This is a genomic window from Brachybacterium sp. (genome assembly GCF_036379615.1).
Taxonomy (GTDB): Bacteria; Actinomycetota; Actinomycetes; order Actinomycetales; family Dermabacteraceae; genus Brachybacterium.
In genome coordinates, this window is sequence record NZ_DASVGJ010000068.1 from 42860 (window position 1) to 60114 (window position 17255).

Here is a 17255-nt window from a genome sequence, read left to right on the forward strand (position 1 = left end):
ACCCGGAGGTGGGACCGCCCGTCTCATGCCGCGCTCAGCGCCGGATCACCGGATCACCGGAAATCCGTGCGGAACGGATCGGCGTAGTCGATGTCGTCGAGGTTGACGGCACCGGTCTGGCCGAAGCCGGAGAAGTCCAGCTCGTCGTAGCCGGGCACCTGGTACATCTGCGCCTTGGCCTCATCGGTGGGCTCGACCGCGATGTGGCGGAACCTCGACAGGCCGGTGCCCGCCGGGATGAGCTTGCCGATGATGACGTTCTCCTTGAGCCCCATGAGCTGATCGCTCTTGCGGTTCAGGGCGGCCTCGGTGAGCACGCGGGTGGTCTCCTGGAAGGAAGCCGCCGACAGCCACGACTCGGTCGCCAGGGACGCCTTGGTGATGCCCATCAGCTCCGGACGGCCCGAGGCCGGCTGACCGCCCTCGGAGAGGACCCGACGGTTCTCCCGCTCGAAGGTGACCCGCTCGGCGAAGTCGCCGGGCAGCAGACCGGTGTCGCCGGACTCGATGACCGTCACGCGACGGAGCATCTGGCGCACGATGACCTCGATGTGCTTGGCGTGGATGTCCACACCCTGGCTGATGTACACCTTCTGCACCTCGTCGACCAGGTGCTGCTGCACGGCCCGCGGGCCGAGGATGCGCAGGACCTGCTTCGGGTCCACCGAGCCCTGGGTGAGCTGCTGGCCGACCTCGATGTGGTCGCCGTCGGAGACCAGCACGGTGACGCGCTTGGAGACCGTGTAGGACACGGGCTCCGAGCCGTCGTCGGGGGTGACCGTGAGGCGGCGCTGCTTGTCGTTCTCCTCGATCTCCAGGCGACCGGAGAACTCGGAGATCGGCGCGAAGCCGGCCGGGGTGCGGGCCTCGAACAGCTCCTGCACTCGCGGCAGACCGTGCGTGATGTCGCCGTCCGCGCTGGCCACACCACCGGAGTGGAAGGTACGCATGGTCAGCTGGGTGCCGGGCTCACCGATCGACTGGGCCGCGACGATGCCGACGGCCTCGCCGATGTCGACCAGCTGGCCGGTCGCGAGCGACTTGCCGTAGCACTGGGCGCAGGTGCCGACCGCCGAGTCGCAGGTGAGCACGGAGCGGATCTTGACCTCGCGCACACCCGCCTCGACGAGCTGCTCGATGAGCACGTCACCGAGCTCGGTGCCTGCCGGCGCCGCCTCGGTGCCCTCGGCGCCGATGGCCGCGGTGGCCAGGACGCGCCCGTACACCGTGGACTCGGCGTGCTCGTGGGTGCGCAGCGCGCCGGCCTCCTCGACCGCGATCGGCAGGACCAGGCCCTTGGTGGTGCCGCAGTCGTCCTCGCGGACGATGACGTCCTGCGAGACGTCCACGAGACGACGGGTCAGGTAGCCCGACTGAGCGGTCTTCAGCGCCGTGTCCGCCAGGCCCTTGCGGGAGCCGTGCGAGGCGATGAAGTACTCCAGGACCGAGAGCCCCTCCTTGTAGTTGGAGAGGATCGGGCGCGGGATGATCTCGCCCTTCGGGTTGGTCACCAGGCCGCGCATACCGGCGATCTGGCGGATCTGCATCCAGTTGCCTCGCGCCCCCGAGTGGACCATGCGGTAGATCGCATTGGTCGCCTCGAAGTTCGCGCGCATGGCCTCGTCGACCTCATTGGTCGCCTCGGTCCAGATGTCGATCAGCTCGGCGTTGCGCTCGGTCTCGGAGACCAGACCGAGGTCACGGTTCTCCTGGACCTGCGCGGCCTTGGACTCGTACTTCGCGATGATCTCCGCCTTGTTGGGCGGGGTGACCACGTCGGACAGGGCGAAGGACGCTCCCGAGCGGGTGGACCACGAGAAGCCGTAGGTCTTCAGCGCGTCCAGCGACGCGGCGACCTGGCCCTTGTCGTAGCGCTCGGCGAGTGCGTTGACGATGCCGCCCAGACGCTTCTTGCCGACCTGCTCCTGCACGAAGGGGAAGTCCACCGGCAGCGTCTCGTTGAAGTAGACGGCGCCCAGGGTGGTGGTCAGGACCACCGCGTCACCCTCGGTCCAGCCCTCGGGGGCCTCCCAGTCGCTCGGCGGAGCGGTGTCCGTGAAGCGGATCGAGACCGGAGCGTTCAGGTGCAGCTCGCCGCGGTCGAAGGCCATGATGGCCTCGGCCACCGAGGCGAAGGAGCGCCCGGTGCCCGGGACGTCCTCGCGCACCGTCGTGAGGTGGTACAGACCGATGATCATGTCCTGGGCGGGCATGGTCACGGGGCGACCGTCGGACGGCTTGAGGATGTTGTTGCTCGAGAGCATCAGGATCCGGGCCTCGGCCTGCGCCTCTGCCGAGAGCGGCAGGTGCACGGCCATCTGGTCGCCGTCGAAGTCCGCGTTGAACGCGGCGCAGACCAGCGGGTGCAGGTGGATGGCCTTGCCCTCCACCAGCTGCGGCTCGAACGCCTGGATGCCCAGACGGTGCAGGGTGGGCGCACGGTTCAGCAGCACCGGGTGCTCGGTGATGACCTCTTCGAGGACGTCCCACACCTCGGGGCGCGCACGCTCGACCATCCGCTTGGCGGCCTTGACGTTCTGGGCGTGGCTGAGCTCGACCAGACGCTTCATGACGAAGGGCTTGAACAGCTCCAGCGCCATGCCCTTGGGCAGACCGCACTGGTGCAGGCTCAGCTGGGGGCCGTTGACGATGACGGAGCGGGCGGAGTAGTCCACGCGCTTGCCCAGCAGGTTCTGACGGAAGCGCCCCTGCTTGCCCTTGAGCATGTCGGAGAGCGACTTCAGCGGGCGGTTGCCCGGTCCGGTGACGGGACGGCCGCGACGACCGTTGTCGAACAGCGAGTCGACCGACTCCTGCAGCATGCGCTTCTCGTTGTTCACGATGATCTCGGGCGCGCCGAGATCCAGCAGCCGCTTGAGGCGGTTGTTGCGGTTGATCACGCGACGGTACAGATCGTTGAGGTCGGAGGTCGCGAAGCGGCCGCCGTCCAGCTGCACCATCGGACGCAGGTCCGGCGGGATCACCGGGACGGCGTCCAGCACCATGCCGACGGGCGAGTTCGTGGTGGTGAGGAAGGCGGAGACGACCTTGAGGCGCTTGAGCGCGCGGGCCTTCTTCTGCCCCTTGCCGGTGGCGATGATCTCGCGCAGCAGCACGGACTCGGCCTGGAGGTCGAAGTCCTGGAGCCGGCGCTGGATCGCCTCGGCGCCCATGCCGCCCTCGAAGTAGGTGCCGTAGCGGAGCTTCATCGCGCGGTAGAGCTGCTCATCGCCCTCGAGGTCAGCGACCTTGAGGGTCTTGAAGCGCTCCCAGATGCGGGTGATGCGGTCGATCTCCGCGTCGTACTTCTTGCGGATCTGGGCCTGCTCCCGCTCGCCGGAGTCGCGGACCTTGCGCTTCGCGTCGGCCTTGGCACCCTCCTCCTCGAGCTGGGCGAGGTCCTTCTCCGCGGAGAGCGCGCGGTTGTTGATCGCCGAGTCGCGCTCGTTCTCGAGCTCCTTGAGCTCGAGGTCGAAGCGCGCCTGGAGATCCGGCATGTCGTCGTGGCGAGCCTGCTCGTCCACGGCGGTGATCATGTACGCGGCGAAGTAGATGATCTTCTCGAGATCCTTCGGCGCGAGATCCAGCAGGTAGCCGAGACGGCTCGGCACGCCCTTGAAGTACCAGATGTGGGTGACGGGAGCGGCGAGCTCCACGTGGCCCATGCGCTCACGGCGCACGGAGGACTTGGTGACCTCCACGCCGCAGCGCTCGCAGATGATGCCCTTGAAGCGCACGCGCTTGTACTTGCCGCAGTAGCACTCCCAGTCCCGGGTGGGGCCGAAGATGCGCTCGCAGAAGAGGCCGTCCATCTCGGGCTTCAGGGTGCGGTAGTTGATGGTCTCCGGCTTCTTGACCTCGCCGTGGGACCAGCCGCGGATGTCATCGGCCGTGGCCAGGCCGATGCGCAGCTCGTCGAAGGTGTTGACGTCGATCACAGGTGTCCTTCTCTCGATCGGAAGAGTGGTGTCTGAGGGAACGGGGGTCGAGGGCGGGGCTCAGGGGGCGGGAGCGGCGCGGGGCCGCTCCCGGCGGGACTGAGCCCGCGTCCCTCAGACCTCTTCGATGGAGCCGACGCCCTCGTGGGGCCGGCGGGACAGGTCGATGCCGAGCTCCTCCGCCGCGCGGAAGACCTCCTCGTCGCTCTCCTTGACGTCCTGTGCGGTGCCGTCGCTGGACAGCACCTCGACGTTCAGGCAGAGGGACTGCATCTCCTTGAGGAGCACCCGGAAGGATTCCGGGATGCCGGGCTCGGGGATGTTCTCGCCCTTGACGATCGCCTCGTAGACCTTGACGCGGCCGGCGATGTCATCGGACTTGATGGTCAGCAGCTCCTGCAGGGCGTAGGCGGCGCCATAGGCCTCCAGGGCCCACACCTCCATCTCGCCGAAGCGCTGGCCGCCGAACTGGGCCTTACCGCCCAGCGGCTGCTGCGTGATCATCGAGTACGGGCCCGTGGAGCGCGCGTGCAGCTTGTCGTCCACCAGGTGGTGGAGCTTCAGCAAGTACATGTAGCCCACGGAGATCGGGTCCGGGAACGGCTCGCCGGAGCGGCCGTCGAACAGACGCGCCTTGCCGTTCTCCTTGACCATCCGCTCACCGTCCCGGTTGGGGCGGTGGTTGGCGATCAGGCCGGTGACCTCGTCGGCGGTGAGACCGTCGAAGACGGGGACCGCGACCGGGGTGCCGGGCTCGCCGTGCAGCGCAGCCTCGGGAAGATCGGCGGCGGCGGCGTCGGCGGGATCCAGATCCCAGCCGGCCTTGGCGACCCACCCGAGGTGGGTCTCCATGACCTGGCCGATGTTCATGCGGCCGGGCACACCCATCGGGTTCAGGATGATGTCGATCGGGGTGCCGTCCTCCAGGAACGGCATGTCCTCGACCGGCAGGATCTTCGCGATGACGCCCTTGTTGCCGTGACGGCCGGCGAGCTTGTCACCATCGGTGATCTTGCGCTTCTGGGCGACGTAGACGCGGACCATCTCGTTGACGCCGGTGGGCAGGATGTCCCCGTCCTCGTCGTCGTTGAAGACCTGCACGCCGATGACGGTGCCGGACTCGCCGTGGGGGACGCGCAGCGAGGTGTCGCGCACCTCGCGGGCCTTCTCGCCGAAGATGGCGCGCAGCAGGCGCTCCTCGGGGGTCAGCTCGGTCTCGCCCTTGGGGGTGACCTTGCCGACCAGGATGTCGCCCGGCTCGACCTCGGCGCCGATGCGGATGATGCCGCGCTCGTCGAGATCGGCGAGCACGTCGTCGCCGACGTTCGGGATGTCCCGGGTGATCTCCTCACGGCCGAGCTTGGTGTCGCGGGCGTCGACCTCGTGCTCCTCGATGTGGATCGAGGTGAGGACGTCGTCCTGGACCATCCGCGAGGACAGGATGATGCCGTCCTCGTAGTTGTGGCCCTCCCACGACATGAACGCGACCAGCAGGTTCTTGCCGATCGACAGCTCGCCCTGATCGGTCGAGGGACCGTCGGCCAGGATGGAGCCGGCCTCGACGCGGTCGCCCTCGTCGAAGAGCACGCGCTGGTTGTAGGAGTTGCCGGCGTTGGAGCGCTGGAACTTCCCGATCGGGTAGGTCTGACGGGTGCCGTCATCGGCCATCACCACGATGAGATCCGCGGAGAGCTCCTCGATGACGCCGCCCTTGGCCGCGGTGATCACGTCACCGGCGTCCACTGCGGCGCGACGCTCCATGCCGGTGCCGACCAGCGGCATCTCGGAACGGAGCAGCGGCACGGCCTGGCGCTGCATGTTCGAGCCCATGAGCGCACGGTTGGCGTCGTCGTGCTCGAGGAAGGGGATCATCGCGGTGGCGACGGAGACCATCTGACGTGCGGAGACGTCCATGTAGTCCACGTCCGCGACGACGACCAGGTCCGGCTCGCCGCCGGGGAGGCGCACCAGGACCTCCTCCTCGAGGAAGCGGCCCTTCTCATCGATCTTGGCGTTGGCCTGCGCGATGATGTGGCGATCCTCGTCATCCGCGGTGAGGTAGACGACCTCATCGGTGACGTGGCCGTCGACGACCTTGCGGTACGGGGTCTCGATGAAGCCGAAGGGGTTGATCCGCGCGAAGGTCGCCAGCGAGCCGATCAGGCCGATGTTCGGGCCCTCAGGGGTCTCGATCGGGCACATGCGGCCGTAGTGCGACGGGTGGACGTCACGGACCTCCATGCCGGCGCGGTCACGGGAGAGACCGCCGGGGCCCAGCGCCGAGAGGCGACGCTTGTGGGTCAGGCCCGACAGCGGGTTGTTCTGGTCCATGAACTGCGAGAGCTGGGAGGTTCCGAAGAACTCCTTGATCGCGGCGGTGACCGGACGGATGTTGATGAGGGTCAGCGGCGTGATCGCCTCGACGTCCTGCGTGGTCATGCGCTCGCGGACGACGCGCTCCATGCGGGACAGGCCGGTGCGGACCTGGTTCTGGATCAGCTCGCCGACCGCGCGGATGCGACGGTTGCCGAAGTGGTCGATGTCATCGGTCTCGACGCGGACGGGCCGGGCGTCCTTGCTCGTGTACTCCGAGACGCCGTCGTGCAGCGCGACGATGTACTTGATGGCGGCGACGACGTCCTGGACGCGCAGGGTCGACTCGGAGAGGCTGCCCTCGAGGCCGAGCTTCTTGCCGATCTTGTAGCGGCCGACCTTCGCGAGGTCGTAGCGCTTGGTGTTGAAGTAGAGGTTGTTCAGCATCGCCTCACCCGCATCGCGCGTGGGCGGCTCGCCCGGGCGCTGCTTGCGGTAGATGTCGATGAGCGCCTCGTCCTGGGAGGCGATGCGGTCCTTCTCGAGCGTGGAGCGCATCGACTCGAACTCGCCGAACTCCTCGAGGATGTCGCTGTGCGACATCCCCAGGGCCTGCAGGAGCGTGGTGACGGACTGCTTGCGCTTGCGGTCGATGCGCACGCCGACCTGGTCGCGCTTGTCGATCTCGAACTCGAGCCAGGCGCCGCGCGAGGGGATGACCTTCGCGGAGAAGATGTGCTTGTCGGAGGTCTTGTCGATCGACTCCTCGAAGTACACGCCCGGGGAGCGGACCAGCTGCGAGACGACGACACGCTCGGTGCCGTTGATGATGAAGGTGCCCTTGTCGGTCATGAGCGGGAACTCGCCCATGAAGACCGTCTGGGTCTTGATCTCACCGGTCTCGTTGTTCATGAACTCCGCGATGACGTACAGCGGAGCCGCGTAGGTGAGGTCCTTCTCCTTGCACTCGTCGACCGTGTACTTCGGGTCGTCGAAGGTGTGATCGCGGAACGACAGCGACATATTGCCGGCGAAGTCCTCGATCGGGGAGATCTCCTCGAGGATGTCCGCGAGACCGGAGGTCTGCGGGACGTCCTCGCGACCGGCGGCGGAGGCCTCAGCGGCACGCTCCTGCCAGCGCTCGTTCCCGAGCAACCAGTCGAACGAGGTGGTCTGCAGACTCAGCAGATCCGGGACCTCGATGGGGTCGCCGAGCTTCGCGAAGGTGACGCGAGGGGAGGCGGTACGAAGTGCGATGTCAGTGGTGCGATCGGTGCTCGAGGCAGCCAAGGGGGGTCCTTCCACAGGCCGATGACGGAATCCCAGGCGCGGTGAACGACCCATCAGGGCAGAGGAGCAGGCAATGCGTCGAGCATTGGCAGAGCAACGGATCCGACGGGAGGCACACAGCGCAAGGGATGACCATACACATAATCGCGGATGGGCGCAAGGGTCGCGAACGCGACCGGCCCATCCGCGTCGGCCGCTATATGCCTGGCGCGGGTGTTCTCCGGTGCTTCCTGCCCGTCTGGCTCGACCGGCCCGGCGGTGACATCACACCGGGCACATGCGGCAGGAACAGCTCTGTACGCAAAAAATGATGGAGGGAAAACCGTCAGGAGTCAAGCATGTGGCCGTTCCACGGGAGTGTCGCGCCACGTCAGCGGGCGGCCGTCCGGGGCGAGGACCAGCGCGCAGGAGGACGGCGGCGGTCCCCCGGGGAGGCCCGCCGCCGTCTCGGTGCGGCGCCGTCTCAGTGCCGTCGCCGCGCCCTCAGGAGTCCGCCGAGGAGCAGCAGGGCACCGGCCGCGGCGAGCGGGCCGAGCGCCTCGGTGCCGGTACGGGCGAGCGGGCCGCCGGGCCCACCTCTGTCCCCGCTGGTGCTCTCCCCCTCGGCGCCGGCGCCGGGGGTGTCTCCGCTGCCGGGCGCGTCTGCACCGCCACCACCTGCACCCGGGCCGCCTCCCTCTCCGCCCGGCGCACCGGCCGGGAGGATCAGGTAGCTGCCCTGGGACGGGCCGGTGACGCTGAGCACGCCGCCGGACCAGCTCGCCGCGACCGGGACCCGGGAGCCGTCGGGCAGCAGGCGCAGGGCGGTGTCGCCCTCGGCGCCCGGCACGGTGATGACCGCTTCGAGGGACCCATATGCGGTGGTGAGCTCCAGGACGCGGCCCTCCCCCTCGGCCGCCTCGATCGCCACGGTGAGCGTGTCGTCGCTGCGGAAGGTGGCCGTCGCCGTGACCTCGCCATCGGCGAGCGTGACCCGCTCGAGGGTGAGCGACACCGCGATCGTGAGCTCGAGCGGGTCCCCGGCGGCATCGACGAGCAGGTCGCCGGAGTCGTCGACCGCGAGCAGGGTGACCTGCTGCTCCCCCTCGACGAGCACGGTGCCCGGAGCGAGGCGCGACGAGAGCCCCGCCTCGGTCGCCGCGTCGGCGTCCCCGTCCAGCGTGAGCTCGTACTGCGAGAGCACCGCCTGGGCGAGGGTCGACTGGGCGCCGAGCTCCTCGCGATGGATGCTCAGCTCGACCTCGGCGGGTCCGCTGATCCCGACCTCGGCCTCGGAGGGCGCGACCTGGAAGTCCAGTGCCCGGGTGGTGGTGCCGCCCGCCAGGTCGGTCGCGACCACCGTGAGGGTGTGGGAGCCCTCGGCCAGATCCGTCGTCGCCACCCTCGCCGTCAGCGTGTCCTGGACGGCGCGGGTGCGGGCGCCGGTCGCCGTGACCTCGGGGGTCGGATCCGCAGCAGAGTCCGTCGCCTCCTGGTCGGTCGGCTCGGCATCAGCCCGGCCATCCTCCGTTGCGGCGTCCGCCTGGCCATCCTCCGACTCCTCGCTCTCCAGCTCGCGCAGGTCGAACAAGGCGTCCTCGACGGTGTGCTCCTGGGTGGCGAGGTCGGTGATCTCGTCGTGGACCACCTCGCCGTCCAGCAGCACCTGCAGCCCGGCCAGGTTCTCGTCGCTGGCGGAGACCTCGATCTCGCGGTCATCGCCGACGGTCTCGCCGTCGCGCAGGTTCGCGATGTCGAGGCGGGGGACGTCCTGGTCCAGGACCACCGGGATCAGGCCCAGCAGCACGTTGCCGTTGGAGTCGGAGAACTCGAGCAGCAGGGTGTCCCCGTCGGCGACGGTGATCTCGGTGGAGAAGTCACGGGTGTTCGACTCCTCCCCCGGGCTGCCGAGGTCGAAGCGCTCGATGATGATCGAGTCGTTCAGCGAGAGGCCATAGCCCCAGCCGTCATCGGAGGCGGTGCCGGCCACGGCCACCTGCTCGGAGTCCGTGTACAGCGTGCCGCCGACCAGCGTGGGCTCCTGGACCTGCAGCGTGGGGGCGGTGACATCGACGTGCAGGCGGATCCCGCGGTCGTAGCGGACCTGGCCGTCCTGGTCCTGGATCACCATGCGGAAGTGGTTCTCTCCGGTGGCGACGGGAAGGTCGACGGCGAAGACGCCGTCCTCCCCGATCGACGCCGAGATCGGCTCCGCATCGACGTACCGGCCGTCCTCCCCTGCTCGGCTGCCCGGGGTCAGGGTGATGGACCCGCCGGCCGGGTACTCGCCGCGCAGCGTGAAGATGGTGCCGTCGGGGGAGACGTCCGCCGTGCCGCCGGGCACGAAGCAGGTCGCGGAATCGACCATGCAGTCCGCGTTGGTGATCTCGGACATCGCCCATCCGCTCTGCTGGGCTCGGCCCGAGATCGCGAAGGACTCCGAGGTGGTGTTCACCCCGTCCGAGGCGGTCAGCGTGAAGGCGGCGGCGGCCTGCTTCGGGGTCACGGTGATCTCGAAGGAGCCGTCGGCGGCGACCTCACCGGCGGTCTGCCCGGAGGTGATCGAGAGCTCGGCGCCCTGGCGCTCGTCGGTGAGCGTGCCGCGCACGGCGAGAGTGCCGTCCTCATCGAGGACGGCGGCGCCCTCGGCGTCGGTCGCCATCTCGGTGACCGTGAGCTCCGGTGCGGTCGCGTCGTAGGTGACCGTGAGGCTCTGCTCCTGGACCACCTCGCCCTGCCCGTCCAGGCCCTGGACCACGATCTCCTGCGGCCCCTCGTCCAGCGGGACGAGGTGGCGGAACCGGCCCTCGGGCGTCTCGACGGTCTCCTCGCCGACGCGCACCGCGACGATGTCGGAGGAGACGTAGCCGGTCAGCTGCAGCGCATCGTCGCTCACCAGCAGCGACTGCGGACCGAGCACCTCCTGCTCGAGCTGCGTGGCGTCCGCGATCAGCATCGTCGACTGCTCGAACACCTTGGTGCCCGCGCCCAGGTTGAAGCCTGCGTCGAGCACCGACACGGTGACGAACGGGACGGACTCGGGGTCGACCTGGATCGCGTAGCTGCCGTCGGGCGCCTCGGTCACCGGGATCTCGTCACCGGCGGCGCCGGTCACGGTGGGCGGGGCGAGGAGACCGGAGCCGGTCTCCACCACCTCGAAGGAGAGCAGGCCGGCCTCGTAGGGCCCGAACTCGATCTCGGGCGGGGTCGCGTCGATCCCGAAGTCGAAGTCGGTGCTCTGCCACTCCTGCTCCGGGCCGAGCCGGGTCTCGACCCGGTAGGTGTACCGGCCGTCCGGCAGCGCGGCGTGGTCCACGGCCTGCGGATCGTAGATCGTGCCGTCGAAGGTGGCGCCGGTCCACTGCAGCACCCGCGGGTCCTCGTGAAGGGTCCAGTCCCCCAGCAGGGAGCGGTAGAGGCCCTGCTCCTGGCCGAGCACCTTCAGCTCGTCGCCTGCGGAGTCCAGAACGGTGTACCGGAGGTCGGAGGCGTTGCGCATCGGCACGAGGTTCGGCGCGATGACGTCCATGTCCCCATCGCCGTTGGGAGAGAGCCAGAACTGCCCGTAGTCACTGGTCAGCGGGAGGGTGGAGCCACCCCACGAGGTGATCAGCTCGCTCTGGACGCCGACGCCCTCGAGCTGCTCGCCCTCGGGCAGGATGATCGGTTCGGCGTTCCAGTCCCCGGCGAAGCCGAGGAAGGGCACGGCGAGATCCGGCTGGGTCGCCCCCGAGGAGAGGAACTGCACCCAGCCGCCGGTGAAGTGGTCGCCGCCGGACTCGGGACGGACGGTCACCTCGACGCTCACGCTGCCACCGGCGGGCACCGTCACGGTGTCCGGGGTGGAGACGGAGCCGCCCGAGCTGCGCACGGTGGTGGCGGCGCCCGCTTCGTTGGTCTCGGCCAGCAGCATGACCTCGGGGAGGGTGAACTCCAGGTCGGTCTCCGCACTGCTGGTGAGCGTGATCGTGAAGGGGGCGGAGCCGTCGATCTCCCGCAGGGCGGCCGCGCCCTCGCCGTCGACGGTGGCGATCACGCGCGAGGTCAGCGCGCGGTCCACCTGGGCGAGGCCCGCGCCGACCTGCCGCGGGGAGGCCGAAGGCGTCGTGGCCCCCTCCTCCGTCGGGATCATGGCGGTGTTCATCAGCATGACCTTGGCAAGATCGACCCGCTCCGCCCCGGTGACCTCGGGACGGGTCTGCTCGAGGTGCTGCAGCACGAGCGCCGTCATCCCGGCGACGTTCGGCGACGCCATCGAGGTGCCGGAGTTCGAGCCGTAGGTGTCGTCGTTGTAGGTCGAGTACACGGAGCCGCCGATGCCGGCGATCTCGGGCTCGAAGTCCAGGGTGGGCGTCGCGCCCCAGGAGGTGAAGTAGGACGGGCGCAGCCCCTCCGGGCTCGGACGCACGTCGACCTCGTCGGTGATCCGCAGCGTGGTCTCCCCTGCGGCGACCGCGGCCACCAGCTCGAGGCCCGCGGACCGAGGCAGGGTGATCCCCGGCAGGGTGAAGGTCTCCACCCCCGCCATGCCGAAGGGCTCATCGGCGGTGTTGTAGAGGACGACGCCGCCCGCATCGGCGGCGATCGCGTTCTCGTACTTCTCGGTGAAGGAGATCTCGCCGCGGGCGATCAGCGCGTAGTCGCCGGCGAGGTCCATGCCCGCGGTCTCCTCCGCGGTGGCGAGCCCGAGGTCGACCAGCCGATGGGGTGCGCCGTCGTGGGTGCCGGTCGCGGGCGAGTACGGGATCCCCTCGCTCTGATCGTTCACGTACGCCATCAGCTGGGTGAGGGCGGCGTTGTCGATCGAGGCGACGGTGAGGGCGGAGCCCAGGGTGCCCGGGGAGCCGACGGTGCCGTCGTCGTGGAGTCCGTAGAGATCATCGGCCACGCCGCCGGCGGAGAAGTTCTGCTCGTCGTTGCCGGCCGCGATCACGGAGACCACCCCTGCATCGCGGGCGGCCTCGATCGCCAGGGAGCTCGCGTCGGAGGCGTTCTTGTGACCGTTGGAGGCGCCGAGGGACATGTTGATGACGTCGGCGTCGAGCTTCACCGAGTCCTCGATGGCGGCGACGATGTCGGAGTCGGTGGCGCCGCCGCCGGCGTTGGAGAACACCTTCATCGCCAGCAGCTGGGCGTTGGGGGCGACCCCGTCCAGGTCGCCGGTCTCGAGGAAGTCCCCGGGCTGGTCACCCGCGGAGCCGTTGGCGGCGGCGATGCCGCCGACGTGCTGACCGTGCGCCTCGACGACGCTGTCCTTGATCACGAAGTTCTCGTCGGCGTAGTTGTAGCCGTCGGGCACCTTGCAGGTGAAGCCCGCCTCCGCCGCCTCGTTGACATGAGTGATCGCGGCCGCGGAGCAGTCGTCCAGGCGCAGTGCGTGGTGGCCGGGGTCGATGCCGGAGTCGATGATCGAGATGACCATGCCGGTGCCGTCGACCCCGTGGTCCTCGAAGGCCGCGGGCACGCCCTGCAGCTCTCGTGCCGTGTGCTCGGTCCGCTCGTAGACCCGCTCGCGGCGCACCGAGGCCACCTCCGGTTCGAGGGAGAGCGCCGCCAGGCGGTCGCCCGGGACCGTGGCGGAGAACCCGTTGACGAGATAGCCGAACTGCCGGTCGACCTCGAGCCCGTGCTCCTGGGACCAGGCATCCACCAGCTCCTGCTGGGCCTGCAGCCGGGCGCTCTCCTGAGCCGTCGAGAGGCGGGTGGGCTGGTCCTTCAGCAGCACCACCACGTCGACCGGCTCTGAGGAGAGCTCGTCCGCGGTGCCCGGGGCGTCCTCACCCGGAGTCTGGTCACCGTCGAGCGGTGCCGGCGCGGACGGTGGCGTCGGGGCCGGTGGAGCGGCGACAGCACCGGACATGCCCAGCCCGAGGGTTCCGATCAGCAGGGCGCCGGACAGGGCGAGAAGACGACGAACAGGCCGTGACGGCACAGGGACCCCCGAGCGATTCATGACAGAGAAGCGCTCAGCTTAGGGAGGTTCGCCCTGGCGCACGGCTCCTTCTTGTCACCCTGAGGTCACGAAAGGATGACGGGGGCGCGAGGCCGAGCCCGCCGCGGCACTGCACACTCCCGCTCGCTCCCGCGCACGGCATCGGGCATGCAGAAGGGCCGCCCCGCAGATGCGGGACGGCCCTTCAGGAAGCAGCGGACTGCCGTCGGATCAGGCGTGCGCCGGGCGCACGCCAGAGATCACTTGACGGAAGCGGTCGCGCCGGCCTCCTCGAGCTTGGCCTTGGCAGCCTCGGCGTCGTCCTTCTTGACACCCTCGAGGACAGCCTTGGGCGCCTCGTCGACGAGCGCCTTGGCCTCCTTCAGACCGAGGGAGGTCAGGGCGCGCACCTCCTTGATGACGGCGATCTTCGCGGAACCGGCCGAGTCGAGGATGACGTCGAACTCGGTCTGCTCCGCCTCCTCGGCGGCGTCGCCACCGGCAGCGGGGCCACCGGCGGCGGCAACGGCCACGGGGGCGGCGGCGGTGACGTCGAAGACCTCTTCGAACTCCTTCACGAACTCGGAGAGCTCGATGAGGGACATCTCCTTGAAAGCTTCGATGAGCTCGTCCTTGCTGAGCTTTGCCATGGTGGCGTTCCTTCCTGTTGGTGGGACCTGCGTCCCTGCGGTGTCAGGCGGCGCCTTCGCGCCAGGTCTAGCGGTCCGGTCGCTCCATGGGGAGCTGCCGGGGGGACAGCGCTGAGGCTGTGGGGTGCGGAGGCCGTGAGCCGTGAGCCGTGAGGCTCAGGCGGCCTCCTGCTTCGCCCGCAGCGCGTCCACGGTGCGCGCCGTCTTGGACAGCGGTGCAGCGAACACTGCGGCGGCCTTGGACATCGACGCCTTCATGGCGCCGGCGGCCTTGGCCAGCAGGACCTCGCGGGACTCGAGGTCCGCGAGCTTCTGGACGTCCTCCCTCGAGAGCAGCTTGCCCTCGAAGTAGCCGGACTTGACCACGAGGTTCTCGTGGGTCTTGGCGAAGTCACGCAGAGCCTTCGCAGGCTCCACCGGCTCGCCCTTGATGAAGGCGATAGCGGTCGGGCCGCTGAGCGTGCCGTCGAACACGTCGATGCCGGCCTCGCGAGCGGCAATCTCCGTGAGCGTGTTCTTCACCACGGCGTAGGTCGTCTCGGAACCCAGCGAGCGGCGGAGCTCCTTGAGCTCCCCCACGCTGAGCCCGCGATACTCGGTGATGACGGCGGCGTCGGAATCGCGGAACAGCTCCACGATCTCGGCGACGGCGCCCGTCTTTTCGGGATTCGCCATGGCCCTCCTTCCAGAGGTCTCTCGCCACCGGGTGAAGAAGCCCTGGACACGGAAAAGGCCTCGACACGCAAGTGTCGAGGCCTCGATCGCACGGATGCCGACCCAGTGGGCCCCGGCCGGAGCCGGACGGGCACGACCGTGCAATGGTCGCTTCTTCACCTGCGCAGGCCATCCCGGAGGGATTTCTTCGATCGTCCTCGAGGTCGAGGGCGACGACCGGCGGTCTTCGGTAGGTCCAGACTAGACCAGGACGGCGACTGATCGCCAGGGACGGGGCGGCGTTCTGCGTCACATCGCCCGGGCCCAGGCGGCGGCGAGCTCGCCGACGGAGCCGAACCGCTCCGATCGCGACGGCCGGGTCGCCCGATCGATCACCTCGGCCGCCTCCGCTCCCCCGCAGAAATGCGCCAGATCCTCCGTGAGCCCGGTCCCGAAGTGACGCGCGATCCGCCCGAGGGTGAACACGGTGGTGCGGGAGTCCAGCGGCGCACCGAGCTCGAACTCCTCCGGGGCCATGAAGCGACTCGACCCGAACATGCGCCCCATGTCGTTGGTGGAGGCCCCGCGGCGGTAGGTGTCCAGGTCGATGAGCGTGAGCCGCCCCGTGGCGAGATCCACCATGAGACAGCCGTCGTACAGGTCGCACGCCACCCAGCCGGCCCGCTCCAGAGCTGCATGCGCCTCGAGCAGCTGGCCGAGCACCGTCAGCCGGATCCCGGGCGGAGCCGCGGCGAAGCGGCGGTAGGGCGAGGCGGGATCGCTGCGCCGCGCGGACGGGACACCGATCAGCTCCCCCGGCGCGCGGTCGTACACCAGCACCGGCCCGTCGGCAGCCTCGACCACCGCGCGCAACCGGGACAGGGCCGGGTGGTCGACGCTCTGCGCGATCTCGAGAGCGCTGCGCAGAAGCCTGACCCGTGCTGCGTGATCGAGGTACGGGATGGGTGCACCCGGGGGTGGCGGCTCGCGCGTGCCCGCCGACTTCACGAAGTACTCCCCCTGCTCCGTCGCGACGAGCCAGGAGATGTTGCCCGAGTCCTGGGTGCGATGGTCGTAGCGCGCAAGGGTCCTCCCCGCCGACGCCACGAGCCCTTCCGCGGGGAGGTCTGTGCGCGCCAGGGCGAGGAGATCGGTCACCCGGCCACCCTAGTAGCCCCCGGTCCCCTGCGGCCCGGCCGCGGACGCGCGTCGAGGAGCGATGCCTGCCCGACCGGCCGACGCTCCGGAGACGACGACGTCCCGCCCACCGCAAGGTGGACGGGACGTCGGGGGTGCACCCTCAGAGGGGACGGGGCTCAGGCCTCGTCGGTGTCCTCGAGGAGGTTGCGGGTGCGGTTCACGTCGACCGGGATGCCCGGGCCCATGGTGGTGGACACGGTGATCTTGGTGATGTAGCGGCCCTTGGAGGCGGACGGCTTCAGACGCAGGATCTCGTCGAGCGCGGCGACGTAGTTCTCGACCAGCTGCTGATCGGAGAAGGAGACCTTCCCGACGATGTAGTGCAGGTTGGCCGCACGGTCGGTGCGGAACTCGATCTTGCCGCCCTTGATGTCCGAGACGGCCTTGGTCACGTCCATGGTGACGGTGCCGGTCTTGGGGTTCGGCATGAGGCCGCGGGGGCCGAGCACGCGGCCCAGCTTGCCCACCTTGCCCATGAGGTTCGGCGTGGCCACGGCCGCGTCGAAGTCGGTCCAGCCGCCGGCGACCTTCTCGATGAGGTCGTCGTCGCCGACCTCGTCGGCGCCGGCCTCACGAGCGGAGTCGGCCTGCGCACCGGTCGCGAAGACGATGACGCGGGCGGTCTTGCCGGTGCCGTTGGGCAGGTTGACGGTGCCGCGCACCATCTGGTCCGCCTTGCGCGGGTCCACGCCGAGTCGCATCGAGACCTCGACCGAGGCGTCGAACTTCGACGGGGAGGACTTCTGCGCCAGACGCAGTGCGTCCAGCGGCGAGTAGTCGCGGCCCGCTTCGATCAGAGCGGCGCCGTTCTTGTATGCCTTGCTACGGAAACCCATGTCGTCAGCCCTCCACCGTGATGCCCATGGAACGAGCGGTGCCCTCGACGATCTTCGCCGCGGCATCCATGTCGTTCGCGTTCAGATCAGGCATCTTGGTCTCCGCGATCTCGCGGACCTGTGCCTGGGTGATCTTGCCGACCTTGTCGGTGTGCGGGACGGCGGAGCCCTTCTGGAGGCCGGCGGCCTTCTTGATGAGCTCTGCGGCCGGCGGGGTCTTCGTGATGAAGGTGAACGAGCGATCCTCGTAGACCGTGATCTCGACCGGGACGATGTTGCCGCGCATGTCCGCGGTGCGATCGTTGTAGGCCTTCACGAACTCCATCATGTTCACGCCGGCAGCGCCGAGCGCGGGACCCACGGGCGGTGCAGGGGTGGCCTGACCGGCCTGGATCTGGAGCTTGATGACGCTCGCGATCTTCTTCTTGGGAGCCATTGCTCTTCCTTACTGTGGTGTGGTCCG

At 69.2% G+C, this 17255-nt stretch carries 8 protein-coding genes; all 8 read right to left on the reverse strand.

Going from position 1 to position 17255, the window contains the following annotated elements; translation table 11 throughout:
• Positions 1-53: 53 nt before the first annotated feature.
• The 8 genes from VF289_RS15215 to rplK all read right to left on the reverse strand — a co-directional run bounded on the left by VF289_RS15215 (position 54) and on the right by rplK (position 17228).
• On the reverse strand, positions 54-3938 hold the full coding sequence (locus tag VF289_RS15215; RefSeq protein WP_330884749.1) for a DNA-directed RNA polymerase subunit beta': 3885 nt from the start codon (positions 3936-3938) through the stop codon (positions 54-56).
• A gap of 114 nt (positions 3939-4052) precedes the next feature.
• On the reverse strand, positions 4053-7541 hold the full coding sequence (gene rpoB, locus VF289_RS15220; protein WP_330884750.1) for a DNA-directed RNA polymerase subunit beta: 3489 nt from the start codon (positions 7539-7541) through the stop codon (positions 4053-4055).
• 463 nt (positions 7542-8004) lie between these two features.
• Complete coding sequence (locus VF289_RS15225) at positions 8005-13380, reverse strand: S8 family serine peptidase (protein WP_330884751.1); 5376 nt, start codon at positions 13378-13380, stop codon at positions 8005-8007.
• 332 nt (positions 13381-13712) lie between these two features.
• On the reverse strand, positions 13713-14102 hold the full coding sequence (gene rplL, locus VF289_RS15230; protein ID WP_330884752.1) for a 50S ribosomal protein L7/L12: 390 nt from the start codon (positions 14100-14102) through the stop codon (positions 13713-13715).
• A gap of 156 nt (positions 14103-14258) precedes the next feature.
• Positions 14259-14777: a 50S ribosomal protein L10 gene (gene rplJ / locus VF289_RS15235; RefSeq protein ID WP_330884753.1), complete on the reverse strand. Its 519-nt coding sequence runs from the start codon at positions 14775-14777 to the stop codon at positions 14259-14261.
• Between the two features lie 288 nt (positions 14778-15065).
• On the reverse strand, positions 15066-15914 hold the full coding sequence (locus tag VF289_RS15240; protein WP_330884754.1) for a hypothetical protein: 849 nt from the start codon (positions 15912-15914) through the stop codon (positions 15066-15068).
• A 158-nt stretch (positions 15915-16072) separates the two neighbouring features.
• Positions 16073-16792, reverse strand: coding sequence for a 50S ribosomal protein L1 (gene rplA / locus VF289_RS15245; RefSeq protein WP_330884755.1), 720 nt, complete (start codon positions 16790-16792; stop codon positions 16073-16075).
• 4 nt (positions 16793-16796) lie between these two features.
• Entirely contained in the window at positions 16797-17228 is a 432-nt protein-coding gene (gene rplK / locus VF289_RS15250; RefSeq protein WP_096798590.1) for a 50S ribosomal protein L11, read from the reverse strand.
• Positions 17229-17255: the final 27 nt, after the last annotated feature.